The sequence below is a fragment of the Marivirga sericea genome (assembly GCF_900177665.1).
GTDB lineage: Bacteria > Bacteroidota > Bacteroidia > Cytophagales > Cyclobacteriaceae > Marivirga > Marivirga sericea.
This window is the reverse complement of record NZ_FXAW01000004.1, coordinates 1-13,254: the sequence shown is the minus strand read 5'-3', so window position 1 is coordinate 13,254 and position 13,254 is coordinate 1. Positions and strand designations below refer to the sequence as shown.

General features: G+C 36.2%; 10 protein-coding genes. 6 read left to right on the top strand and 4 right to left on the bottom strand.

The window, feature by feature from the left end:
• Position 1: 1 nt before the first annotated feature.
• Together B9Y84_RS09940 and B9Y84_RS09935 are read right to left on the bottom strand one after the other, a co-directional pair.
• Complete coding sequence (locus tag B9Y84_RS09940) at positions 2 to 2,743, bottom strand: hypothetical protein (RefSeq protein WP_085516949.1); 2,742 nt, start codon at positions 2,741 to 2,743, stop codon at positions 2 to 4.
• Between the two features lie 100 nt (positions 2,744 to 2,843).
• Positions 2,844 to 3,605 carry a DeoR/GlpR family DNA-binding transcription regulator gene (locus tag B9Y84_RS09935; RefSeq protein ID WP_085516948.1) on the bottom strand — a complete coding sequence of 254 codons (762 nt, stop codon included), beginning with the start codon at positions 3,603 to 3,605 and terminating at the stop codon, positions 2,844 to 2,846.
• A gap of 133 nt (positions 3,606 to 3,738) precedes the next feature.
• Between B9Y84_RS09935 and B9Y84_RS09930 the strand changes: the two genes are divergently transcribed.
• From B9Y84_RS09930 to B9Y84_RS09910, 4 genes are all read left to right on the top strand, one after another.
• Positions 3,739 to 5,304 carry a glycerol-3-phosphate dehydrogenase/oxidase gene (locus B9Y84_RS09930; RefSeq protein WP_085516947.1) on the top strand — a complete coding sequence of 522 codons (1,566 nt, stop codon included), beginning with the start codon at positions 3,739 to 3,741 and terminating at the stop codon, positions 5,302 to 5,304.
• Between the two features lie 409 nt (positions 5,305 to 5,713).
• Positions 5,714 to 7,213, top strand: a complete 1,500-nt coding sequence (gene glpK, locus B9Y84_RS09920) for a glycerol kinase GlpK (RefSeq protein ID WP_085516945.1) — start codon at positions 5,714 to 5,716, stop codon at positions 7,211 to 7,213.
• A 6-nt stretch (positions 7,214 to 7,219) separates the two neighbouring features.
• Positions 7,220 to 7,951: an MIP/aquaporin family protein gene (locus B9Y84_RS09915; RefSeq protein ID WP_085516944.1), complete on the top strand. Its 732-nt coding sequence runs from the start codon at positions 7,220 to 7,222 to the stop codon at positions 7,949 to 7,951.
• Between the two features lie 13 nt (positions 7,952 to 7,964).
• Entirely contained in the window at positions 7,965 to 8,789 is an 825-nt protein-coding gene (locus tag B9Y84_RS09910; RefSeq protein ID WP_085516943.1) for an alpha/beta hydrolase, read from the top strand.
• A 66-nt stretch (positions 8,790 to 8,855) separates the two neighbouring features.
• Here B9Y84_RS09910 and B9Y84_RS09905 read toward each other — a convergent pair whose 3' ends face one another.
• Both B9Y84_RS09905 and B9Y84_RS09900 read right to left on the bottom strand, forming a co-directional pair.
• Positions 8,856 to 9,392 carry a ferritin gene (locus B9Y84_RS09905; protein ID WP_085516942.1) on the bottom strand — a complete coding sequence of 179 codons (537 nt, stop codon included), beginning with the start codon at positions 9,390 to 9,392 and terminating at the stop codon, positions 8,856 to 8,858.
• 171 nt (positions 9,393 to 9,563) lie between these two features.
• Positions 9,564 to 11,834, bottom strand: coding sequence for an aconitate hydratase (locus B9Y84_RS09900; protein ID WP_085516941.1), 2,271 nt, complete (start codon positions 11,832 to 11,834; stop codon positions 9,564 to 9,566).
• Between the two features lie 366 nt (positions 11,835 to 12,200).
• Between B9Y84_RS09900 and B9Y84_RS09895 the strand changes: the two genes are divergently transcribed.
• Entirely contained in the window at positions 12,201 to 12,560 is a 360-nt protein-coding gene (locus tag B9Y84_RS09895) for a hypothetical protein (protein ID WP_085516940.1), read from the top strand.
• Positions 12,561 to 12,562: 2 nt separating this feature from the next.
• Positions 12,563 to 13,254, top strand: a 692-nt coding sequence (locus B9Y84_RS09890) for a hypothetical protein (protein ID WP_139828003.1), incomplete at its 3' end; no start/stop codon positions are given.

Here is a 13,254-nt window from a genome sequence, read left to right as displayed (position 1 = left end):
TTTAAATATTAAATTTTAGAATACTGAAGGTGTTTTTATGGCATTTATAGACATGAACAACATTGTCTTTGTTGTAGTAAATCATGGCAATCTCGTCCATGCTCTCTATGGGTTGCTGGTTTATTAATTGTCCATCGGTAGTATAAAGGTAAGTGAAAGCTTGTTTTTTATCGGTTACTGCAATTATTTCTTTATTTGGAGCCAGTTCGTAATACTGGATTTCCATTTCATCCTGATTAATATAATCCTTCTCGAACATCATTTCGCCTGATGGTTTCAATAAACTTACTCTGTTCAAGTCCTGCCTAGCTAAAATGTAACTTCGTTCAGAAGCATTTTTCACTATTTTGAAAATAGTCTCCTTATTCGGCATATACAGTTGTTCTTTTTCTTTTATTTCACCAGTGAAACTAGTTTTTACCAGAGCACCACCATTCGTTATAGTCACTAAATAACTACTCTCGAAATTATTACCAATTTCGAAAAATAAATTATCAGATAGTCTGTCATTTATATTAAGGGGGAAGTTGGGCTTCATTTCACCATTTCTGCTCATGACTTTTACCATTCCATTCTCCTGAAGAACGACCATAAAATCTTTACTTCTTATCCTGATGTGTTCCGGCCTAGCAGCAATTTTCTCATTCATTTTAAGAGGTTTCCAATCTCCTAATTCATCACCATACTTGCTGGTTAAGAAAATATCACCATTTTCTTTTGCTATCAAGAGGCGGTACGTTTTACTCTTATCGTAATCAATCACATTAAAATATTGATTCTCAATATTTTGATCGCCAAATGTTTTCGGGAAATATTCTAGTGCGATCCCATTTCTATCTAATAGGTATACTTTCTCGGTAGTGGCAAAAGCGTATTGTAATTTGTTATTTTGATAGTAATCTATTTGGAATACTTCTCCTATAATTGGAGCATCTAATGGTTCTGTCCAGATGACGTCACCATTGTTAGATATTAAATGAAGGTTGAATGCTGAATCCTGCACTAGTGTTTCAAATAAGCTAGTAGTATGATTTTTAACTACATAAGGTTTGCTAATAATAGGGGCTTCTATTTGGACCTGCATCACTTCATCGAAATATTTCATTTCGTTATTGACTTTATTGTCCAAATGTAAAATTTCTACATTACTATAGTAGCGGTCATTTTCATGACTAAATTGAATCGCAAGCATGTCAAAATTCTTTACTGGAAATTCATTTTGTTTGAAGTTATCAGTCCATTTATCATTCAGGTTACTGAGCAATAATGACCAAGCTTGAGGTAGATTAATAAATACATTCAAGTTGGACTCTTGAAGTGTAGATTCTATAAATTGATTCTCTTTGATTGATTTTCCCCAGGTGTTTTCCGTTTCCATATCCAGAATTAGCTCTTTTAAAGATTGGATATCATTACTGATTATCATTACATCATCAATAGAAGTGAAGAAAGTATGAGTAAAACCTTTAAAATCTTTACCTAGTAAATAATAGGGGAATTCTTCTATAACCAGTTCCCTGATCTCATTATCTGCATAAAATTCGTAATACAAAGTATCCTTAGTAAATAGTGCAGCCTCTTCTGATAATTTATTGAATTTATTTAATCCCTCATTTTTATCATTCATTTTGATGAAAATAAGTTTTTTATTTTCCTCTAAATCTTGGTTGCTATTCAATATTGCTTGAGCATTCTCACCTGACATGAATTGATGAAATTCCCGGAAATCAGTATCATATTGTTCAGCAATCAGATTCCTCTTTTGTCCAAATTCGTTATCAAGTTTATTCCAAAAGTTGAATTTTTTATCTTGAAAGGTTTTAGCGTCATCAAATCGCTCGTGAAGAACAACCGCCGTTTTGGATGGGAAGTAATTCTCTAAAGTAACATCTCCTCCTTTTTGGTTGCTGTAGGTGTTTAAATAACTGATCGAGTCATGAGGAAATGTAAAACCATTTAGATATAAATCATCATCGTCCAGAAAGAGATCAAGAAATGCACCTTCAGAAAATTGAGCAAGTATATTGAAGAGCGTTGATTGATTCGATTTGGTGAAGATTTTTACGATCTTATCCAGTCTATTAAAATTCACATAGAGATTTCCCAAATCATCTTGAAAATTGGCAATTTTAAATACCTCTTCAATACTTTCTTTAAAATTGGTCTCGTCTTTTTCTAAGTTTCTGATGACATCCTCCACTAATACAGGAGAAAAACTCCCTACGAAATTACCTCTTAATAGCACATAGCTAAATGTCTTGCCATTTCTTTTGCTTTTCAGTTCGTAAATCGTATTCTTATTATAAATCCTTTCAGATTTTTCAAATTCGTCAAATTTTGATTCTATCTTTTTAATAATTTCGATTTGTTCAGTGTTTTTTAATGTCTGATAGAATACAAAATCAAAATCATCATTGGCAATCACTGACATTCCAACTAAAAGATGATTATTTCTAAAAACATCATCAAGCATCCCACTACTTCCTGACAAGCTATCTAATGCTTCAAAATTCTCTTTGAGAGAGGCGAAGTAGTCAATATTTTGAAGGTCTTTCCAAATGGAATTGTCTTGAATATTATTCCAAGCACTAACAAGGTTCTTGTTTTCGTAAACTAAGAATGTGTTTTCGGGAACTAAAGACCATGCATCTAAGCTTTTTTGTTTGTCCCAATAGTAATAGATTCCATATCCACTCGCCAAAATTAGAATGAATAGAAATAGTATGATAAAGATTCTTCTCAAAGGTATTTTGAATTTTTACGTTGCTATGCAAATATAGGATTATTAATAACTATGGATGCATATTTACATTAAATATCTTAAGAGTGCTCCCTAGTTGATTTTACACTAGGATCACCTCGATTCCTTTGGCTTCTAAGGTATTTATGAATTGTTTTGAAGCACTTTTGTTGGTGATAATTTGGTCAACATCCTCCAAATCACAAATTTTACCAAAACCTTTTTTTCCGAACTTGCTAGCATCTGCTAAAACAATGGTTTTTTGAACAGATTTAATCATTTTGGCATTCAAATGTGCTTCCATCATATTGGAAGTGGTAAAGCCGTGTTCTATACTTATACCATCCACGCTTAAGTACAATTTACTGCAGGCAAAGCTTTCCATCATTTCTTCAGCATAATGACCAACTACAGAAGAACTTCCCTTTCTTACCACTCCACCAAGCTGCACAATTTCTATATCCTTACAGTCGAGTAAGGCCATAGTGACGTTCATGGCAGAAGTTAAAACAGTGAGATTCGAATTTCTTGGGATTGCTTGGGCAAAAGCCCCGACAGTAGTTCCTGACCCGATTATGATTGCTTCATTCATCCTGAGGGATGCTACTGCAGCTTTAGCTATAGCTTGTTTTTCCTCTACGTTTACTAGTTGTTTTTCATCAACTGGCTTTTCATTTACATAAGGAGAAACCAATGTAGCGCTGCCGTGCGAGCGATAAAGAAGTCCCTTATCTTCAAGAAGTTTTAAATCTTTTCTAATAGTTACTTTAGTGATGTTAAGGGTATTGCTTAGCTCAGTGACGCTAACAAAACCATCTTGCTGAAGCTTGTCTAGAATGAATTTATGTCTTTCTGCAATAGTCATTTATTCAAAAATATAACAAATTGTAATAAAAAGAAACTAATAGCAAGTAAAAAGAAAGCGAAAGTAATAATATTTCTTGTTATTGCTTTTGTAATGTTTCTTTTTGTAGTATATTTGAACAAAGCGAAACAAAATGAATAGAAAAGACAACATAAAGCAAATTGCAAATACTGATAAGATTTGGGATATAGTAGTGATAGGAGGTGGGTCTTCTGGTCTTGGCGTTGCTTTGGATGCTGTTTCGAGGGGTTTGAGTGTTGCCTTATTTGAAAAATCTGACTTCGCTAAAGGTACTAGCAGTAGAAGTACAAAACTAGTACACGGAGGTGTTCGGTATTTGGCCCAAGGTGATATTTTTTTAGTTTTAGAGGCTTTGAAAGAGCGCGGTCGACTGCTTAAGAATGCTCCTCATTTAGCTCATAATCAGTCTTTTATAATCCCAATTTATACGTTATTCGAAAGATTGAAATATACTGTTGGCTTGAAAATGTATGATTGGATGGCTGGTAAATTAAGCTTGGGAAAATCTACTTTCATTTCTAAAGCAAAAACTATTGACCGCTTGCCTACCATTAAACAAGAAGGTTTGAAAGGCGGGGTAATTTATCATGATGGTCAGTTTGATGATGCCCGACTGGCTTTAAACGTGGCGCAGACTTGTGATGAAAAAGGTGCTGCTGTTTTAAATTACTTTAAAGTAAATCAATTGCTCAAAGCAAATGATGGTAAAATCATAGGGCTGTCGGTAAAAGATCAGTTTTCAAAAAACAGCTATGATATAAAAGCAAAAATGGTAGTAAATGCAACCGGAGTTTTTGCAGACAAAATTTTACAATTGGACAATCCTGAAGCCAAGAAAATGATACGACCAAGTCAGGGGATTCATTTGGTTTTGGATCGTTCATTTTTATCTGGCGAAGATGCGCTCATGATACCTGAAACCAGTGATGGGAGAGTTTTGTTTGCCGTGCCTTGGCACGATAAATTGGTAGTAGGAACTACCGATACTATGCGGAAAAAACCAAAGCTAGAGCCAGCTGCTTTACAAAAAGAAATAGACTTTGTATTAAAAACGGCACAAGATTATTTAACAAAGAAGCCTCAGAGAAGTGATATCTTATCTGTTTATGCAGGCTTGAGACCACTAGCTGCCCCTACAGATGATAGTGAAAAAACAAAAGAAATTTCAAGGAGTCATAAGGTAATTATTTCGGATAGTAACCTCGTTACTCTAACCGGAGGTAAATGGACAACTTTTCGTAAAATGGGAGAGGATACTGTAGAGTATTTTACTAAACTGACCGGAGAAAAACTACTTAGAAGTACGTCAGCAGATATAAAGATTCATGCATTTTCTGAAGAGAAATCTACAGATTATTTGGGTGTTTACGGTGCAGATCGTAAATCTATTAAAGCGATTCAGAATGAAAATTCAGATTGGACTGAGCTTTTACATCCAAAATACCCTTTTACTCAAGCAGAAGTGATTTTGGCTTGTAGAAATGAAATGGCGATGAAAGTGGAAGATATTTTAGCAAGAAGAATTAGGGTACTTTTCTTAGATGCTCAGGCAAGTATGGAAATGGCTCCGAAAGTAGCGGAAATTATGGCTAAAGAATTAGGAAAAGATGAGGCTTGGATAGATAAGCAATTGAAAGATTTTAATAAATTGGCAATTCGGTATCTTATTGAATCTTAAAAGGGTTTATTTGACAATTATTAAGAGTATAATTTGAGAAAGCTTACGAAGCTTTTCCTGTCATAGATTGGTGAGCCCTGTGCTTTAGAACTTTATTTGAAAGTAGAAAATAGATGTATCGCTACTCAGTAGCAAAAGAAATAACGCGACCACTTCCGAGGAACTCGGAAAAGCGGGAGGGAGGAAAGTTTAGCGGGCCTGCTTGTGCAGACAAGCCAGCGAGGGCATTGATGCTGGAAGCATTAACTTTCTTGAATTTTTGATTCTTTTTGTTCAAGCAAAAAGAAAGCAAAACTGGATATTCAATGATTTTAAAAAAGGTAAAATATCTACTCAAAGAGAATAACTAAAGATATCTCTATTTGAATTAAGAGTAGAAGTTTCATTTTTATAAACTACAATTAATACTATGGAAAAACCTCAATATATATTGTCCCTAGACCAAGGAACTACCAGTTCACGAGCAATTTTATTCAATGAAAAGGCAGAAATTGTGTCGGTTGCTCAAAAGGAATTCGAGCAGTTTTTTCCGCAGTCAGGCTGGGTGGAGCACGATGCAACTGAAATTTGGACATCCCAAGCATCAGTGGCCACTGAAGCCATCACCAAAGCCAATATTACGCCTAATCAGATTGCAGGAATCGGCATTACTAACCAAAGGGAAACCACCATTGTATGGGATAGGCAGACGGGTAAACCTATTCATAAGGCCATTGTGTGGCAGGACAGAAGGACAGCATCTTATTGCAATGAATTAAAAAAGAGGGGCTTATCTGAGAAAATAAATGATAAGACAGGTTTAATTATAGATGCTTACTTTTCTGCTACTAAAATCAAATGGATTTTGGATAATGTAGAAGGAGCTAGGACTAAAGCTGAAAATGGAGAATTGTGTTTCGGAACAGTGGATAGTTGGTTGGTTTATAAACTGACAAGTGGTAAGCACCATTATACTGATATTACCAATGCAAGCCGTACCATGATTTTTAATATTCATGAGAAGACATGGGATAAAGAATTGTTGGATTTATTTAAAATCCCAAAGTCTATGTTGCCTGAAGTAAAATCAAGCAGTGAGGTTTATTGTACAACTGCAGGTGATTTATTTTCACATAAAATCCCTATAGCGGGCATTGCAGGAGATCAACAAGCAGCATTATTTGGTCAATTATGCTCTGAAAAGGGGATGGCTAAAACTACTTATGGAACGGGCTGTTTTTTGGTAATGAACACTGGAGAAGAGCCTGTAAAATCCAAAAATAAATTATTGACTACCGTAGCCTGGCAAATTGGAGATAAGGTTCAATATGCGTTGGAAGGCAGTGTTTTTATTGGTGGAGCGGCTATTCAGTGGTTACGTGACGGCCTTGAGTTGTTTCGAAAAGCAAGCGAATCAGAAGCCCTAGCTACATCAATAAAGGATAATGAAGGAGTTTATTTTGTACCGGCTTTAACAGGCTTGGGAGCTCCGCACTGGAATCAAGATGCACGAGGTACATTTTTTGGTATCACCCGAGGCACAACAAAAGCACACATGGCTCGTGCAGCTTTGGAAGCCATTGCCTATCAAGTAAATGATGTTTTGGCAGCCATGGAAAAAGATGCAGGGCATAAAACACAGGAAATGCGAGTGGATGGAGGAGCTTCTGAAAATAATTTCTTGATGCAATTTCAATCTGACTTGGTGGATTGCACGATTACACGTCCAAAAATTACGGAAACTACTGCAGTAGGAGCAGCCTTTTTAGCTGGATTGGCGGTTGGTTACTGGAAAGATATGGATGCTTTACAATCACTCTGGGAGGCAGAGCAATCCTATAATCCTGAAATGGATAAAGAAGAAGTTAAAAAATTATTGCATTTTTGGCATAAGGCGGTAGACCGCAGTCAGGATTGGTTAGAATCATAAAAGCAGATGAACTATTTTATAGCAGAATTTTTAGGGACTTTTTTGTTGATATTGATGGGTTCAGGAGTAGTAGCCAATGTGGTTTTACCCAAAACTAAAGGAGCCGGTTCGGGTTGGATGGTGATTACTACAGCTTGGGCATTTGGAGTTTTCATAGGCGTGGTAGTAGCAGGTCCTCATAGTGGAGCTCATATTAATCCAGCAGTTAGCTTGGCCCTAGCAATAACAGGTGATTTCGCTTGGAATCTCTTGTGGATTTATATCCCAGCGCAGATTTTAGGTGCAGCTTTTGGTGCTTTTTGTGCGTGGTTGATTTATCAAAAGCATTTTGAAGCTACAGATGATAAAGGCTTGTTATTTGCGCCTTTTGCAACAGCCCCCGCCATTCGGGATGTGAAAACCAATTTTATTTCTGAGTTTATCGGAACTTTTGTGCTCATCATTGTTATTCTTTTTTCAACTCCACCGCAGTTAATGGATGCAAATGATACTCCAATTGGATTGGGCGATTTGGGTGCTTTACCTGTTGCCATTTTGGTTTGGGTAATAGGATTGGCTCTAGGGGGAACTACAGGTTATGCCATCAACCCAGCTCGAGATCTGGGTCCAAGAATTATGCATCAAATTTTACCCATTATAGGAAAAGGAGGGAGTGATTGGGCCTATAGCTGGATACCAATTATTGGTCCTTTAACTGGTGCTGCCTTCGCAGCATTTATTTACATAGTATTGAATTAATTTATATTCCATAATGGATAAGAAAATCGCACATTTCAAAACTTCCGATAATTTATCATTAGAAGTCCAAAAATACATTCAATCTGAAAATCCTGAAAAGATAATATTGATTGTCCATGGCCTTGGAGAACATGCTGGAAGATTTCAAAAAGTTGCCGAATATTTTAATGAAAATGGAATTTCTGTCATTGCCTTAACTTTAAGAGGTCATGGGAATTCTGAAGGTAAAAAAGGACATGCCCCTAGTATGGAGCAGCTTTTGACCGATATAGAGTATTTCATTCGATATGTAAGGGTTGATTATTTGAATGCAGAATTATATCTCTATGGCCACAGCATGGGAGGAAATATAATCTTGAATTATTTGGCTAAAGATCAATCAAATGAAATCACAGCGGGTATAGCGACTTCCCCTTGGATCAAATTGGCTTTTGAACCACCAAAATGGAAAGTGAATTTAGGGATTTGGGTAGCCGATATTATTCCAAGTTTAATTCAGCCATCAGGACTAAAAACAGAGGATATTTCCAGCATAAAAGAGGAAGTCGAGAAATATGAAAATGATCCCTTAATCCACGATAAAGTTTCAGCTAAATTATTTACCTCCATCACAAAAGGAGGGGAGTATCTGATTCATAATACCCATAAATTCAAGCATACCATCTTCTTAGCGCACGGACAGATGGATAAAGTCATATCTCACGATGCAACAGCAGGTTTTGCAAAGGACAGCAACTTATTTACTTTCAAGAGCTATCCAAAATCAAAACATGAAATCCATAATGATGTGGGTTTTGGAAATCTAATGGAAGATATGCGCAGTTGGATGAACAGTTAACTAAAAACCCTCATAATTCAGTGAACTATGAGGGTTTTTGCTTTTATCTAAGATTAAAATTGTAATCTATTCTTCTGTACCTTCAATGCCGTGAAGTTTTCCTAATTCAATATCGATATGCCATAAGCCCATACCTTCTTCACCAATGATATCGAATATTTCTAAAGCCCTTCTGGAGATGGTTTCTTCCTCTCTTTGTTCGGTTACGAACCACTGTAAGAAGTTGAAAGTGGTAAAATCTTTAGTGCTGAAACAATGATCTACCAATTCATGAATCGATTTCGTTACTTTGATTTCGTGTTCTAAAATTAATTCAAATACTTCTCTCAAACTGTTGAATTCATGTCTAATTTCGCTAATAGCAGGTTGTTTGGCATGTCCTCCAGCTTCATTGATGTAGCTAAATAGTTTCAGCATATGACCTCTTTCTTCATCCGAATGGTCATATAAAAATTTGGCAGAATTTACATAGCCTTTAGTTTCGCACCATGACGCCATACTTAAATAGTAAGCAGATGACTTCCCTTCCATTTCAATCTGTTGATTCAGTTTTTTTTCCGTTTCTACTGCTAACGATCTATTTGGTGTAATTAAATCCTTCATAATAATGTCATTTTTCTATTTTGTGCATTATACATATAAATAGACAATAAAGTTGACTGAAATGTTAATCTGAAATTGGATTTGCTCTAAATATGGATTCAGTATAAATAATGAGGCATAAAAAAGGGCTATTCAATGAATAACCCTTAATATTTTTATTGAAACAATTGACTAAGCTTTTGCAGCTTCCTGTTTAATTTTATTTAATGCAGAACCTGCTTTGAACCATGCAATTTGTGCATCATTGTAAGTGTGATTTGCCTTAATGATATCTTTGCTGCCGTCAGCATGAACCACTTCTATTGTGATAGGCTTCTCCGGAGCAAATTCATTTAAGTCAGTGAAGTTGAAAGTGTCATCTTCTTGAATTTTATCGTAATCAGCTTCATTAGCAAACGTGAGGCCCAACATTCCTTGCTTTTTCAAATTGGTTTCATGAATTCTAGCAAATGATTTTACCAATACAGCTTTAACACCTAAATGTCTTGGCTCCATGGCCGCATGCTCTCTTGAAGAACCTTCACCGTAATTATGATCACCCACTACTATAGTTGGAATTCCTTTTGCTTTATATTCTCTCTGAGTGGCGGGTACTGCACCATATTCTCCAGTGATCTGACTTTTCACTTTATTGGTTTCTTCATTAAATGCATTTACCGCACCAATCAAACAGTTATCTGAAATGTTGTCCAAATGACCTCTAAATCGTAGCCATGGCCCTGCCATAGAGATATGGTCAGTTGTACATTTGCCCAAAGCTTTGATCAATAATTTGGCACCGTTAATATTTTGACCATCCCAAGCATCAAAACCTTCCAATAATTGCAATCTTTTAGAATCAGGAGCAACTTTCACCTCAACGCTTCTACCATCTTCAGCAGGGGCTTGGTACCCATTATCTTCTACTGCGAATCCTTCCTCTGGTAATTCAGCGCCAAATGGAGGGTCTAGTTTGACTTGTTCGCCTTTCTCGTTTGTTAATGTATCAGTTAATGGGTTAAAACCTAAATCTCCACTTATTGCAATTGCTGCCACCATTTCAGGTGACGTTACAAAAGCATGCGTATTTGGGTTTCCATCCGCTCTTTTCGAAAAGTTTCTATTAAAAGAGTGAACAATAGTGTTCTTCTCCCCTTTGTCAGCCCCTGTTCTTGACCATTGACCAATACAAGGTCCACAAGCATTGGTAAAGATAGTAGCATCTAAATCTTCAAATATTTTTAACAAGCCATCTCTGTCAGCTGTAAATCTTACTTGTTCGGAGCCTGGGTTAATACCAAATTCTGATTTCGTTTTCAAGCCCTTGTCAACCGCTTGTTGGGCGATTGAGGATGCTCTTGATAAATCTTCGTATGAAGAGTTGGTACAAGACCCTATAAGTCCCCATTCTACTTTGGTTGGCCATCCATTTTTCTCAGCTTCTGCCTTCAACTGTGAAATTGGAGTAGCTCTGTCTGGAGTGAAAGGGCCATTTACATGTGGTTCCAAAGTGGATAAATCAATCTCAATTACTTGATCGAAATACTGCTCAGGATTAGCATATACTTCATCATCACCAGTTAAATGCGGTCTTACTTCATTAGCTGCATCGGCTACGTCATTTCTATCTGTAGATCTCAAATAACGCTCCATAGCATCATCATATCCAAATGTAGAAGTAGTCGCACCAATTTCAGCACCCATATTACATATAGTCCCTTTACCAGTTGCTGATAGAGATTGTGCACCAGGACCGAAATATTCAACAATAGCGCCAGTTCCACCTTTTACGGTTAAAATACCAGCTACTTTTAGAATAACATCTTTGGCAGAAGTCCAACCGTTCATCTTACCGGTTAATTTTACGCCAATTAATTTTGGGAATTTTAATTCCCAAGGCATTCCTGCCATAACATCTACTGCATCAGCACCACCAACACCTATTGCTACCATTCCTAAACCACCTGCATTTACAGTGTGAGAATCCGTACCAATCATCATTCCGCCTGGGAAAGCATAATTTTCTAAAACCACTTGGTGTATAATACCAGCTCCTGGTTTCCAGAAACCTATACCGTACTTATTTGAAACTGATTCCAAAAAGTTAAATACTTCACCTGATGCCGTTAAAGAACTTCTTAAATCCTCTTTAGCTCCCTCTTTAGCCAAAATAAGGTGATCGCAATGTACGGTGGAAGGAACAGCTGCTTGATCTTTTCCTGCTTGCATAAACTGCAAAAGTGCCATTTGTGCGGTTGCGTCTTGCATAGCAACACGATCTGGAGCAAAATCAACATAAGATTTACCTCTAGTAAAGGCATTTTCTGCCTTACCATCCCATAAATGAGAGTATAGGATTTTTTCAGATAAGGTTAAGGGTTTGTTGACTACCTGTCTTGCTGCAGCGATTTTTTTATCCATTCCAGCGTAAACAGATTTTATCATGTCTATATCAAAGGCCATATTATAAATTTTGATTTAAAATTCTTCTAATTTCTGCAAAGATACAAAATCGATACTTTTATCCTATGTAGAACTGAGGATTATCCGTATTTGTAAAAATTCTAATTATCGATATAAAACATTGATTAGTAGAATTTTAAACTGTAGTACTTAAAGTTTTACTTGTTTTTTATTGTTTAGAATATTGAATCGCTTATATTTGAATTGCTAAAGAATCCATGGGATAAATTTGTTCCGTATGTATGTAAATTCAAGTATTTATGTTTTTCTTTAAGCGAATTTATGTAATATGTACTAAAAGGGATTAGATTTGCGATTTATAAAAAAAGCAATTTTGTATTTTTGATTTTAAATAAGGTGAAAAAGATGAAAGTATATGCAATTGGGTTATTATTCTGTCTTCAGATATTTTTAATCAATTATTCCATTGCTCAGGGTTTAGTGGAGTGTAATGATCAGCTCTCATATGAAATCATTGAGGTAAATGAAGATATTTTTGACATTGAAGTGAGATTAAATTCGGAGTCTAGCATTGACTTTGTACTAAAGTTATATACTGCAAGTGCCGGAGGAGAATTTGTTTCCCAATTAGACATAACTAAATCTAAGGGTACTGCAACATTTGCGGGACTTAGTAAAAATAAGGTGTACCTAATTCAAGCTATAAATAATGAGTGCACTGTCACTTTGGGTGGAATGGAAGGTATCAAAGTTGAAAAAGAATGAGTATGAGAAAATATTTACTATTGATATTTTTAAGTTCCTTTTTGTTTTTGGGGAGCTTTCAATCAAATGCGCAATGCCCAACGATAGGAGCTACAACTGTTAACACCTGTGATTTTGCAAGTGGGGGTGTGATTACCATAACATTCACAGACGGAGGTGCTACTGAACATCAAAACTATATTTTATTTGATGTTAATGGTCCTGTAGCAGTAAGTTCACCCTTCGGATCAGTGACTAAAAGCTACAATCCGGGAACGCAAACATTAACTTATGGAAATATTCCAGATGGGACTTATATAGCAGGTAATTCAGCAGATGGATGTCCAGCTATAGGTGGTGCTGGTATCGTAATTGATCAAACTAATGAATTATCTCTTTTTGTTAATAATGTAATTGACGATTGCGATAATCTTGGTTCAGGTGAAATTGATATCAATACCGTAGGAGGGGATGCACCTTATTCATACTCATGGTCGGGAGCTTTGCCTGATCAAGAGGACCAGACAGGTTTGTCAGCTGGGTCATATGATGTCACTGTAACAGATGCTGATAATTGTACTTTTACTTTAACAGGCATTGTTGTTGAAGAAGGGCCCGATGCCGGAACTCCAGCAAACGCTACGGTTTGTAATACGGTTAACAATTTCGATTTATTTGGTCAGCTAACAGGAGAAGATGGAGGCGGAGTATGGAC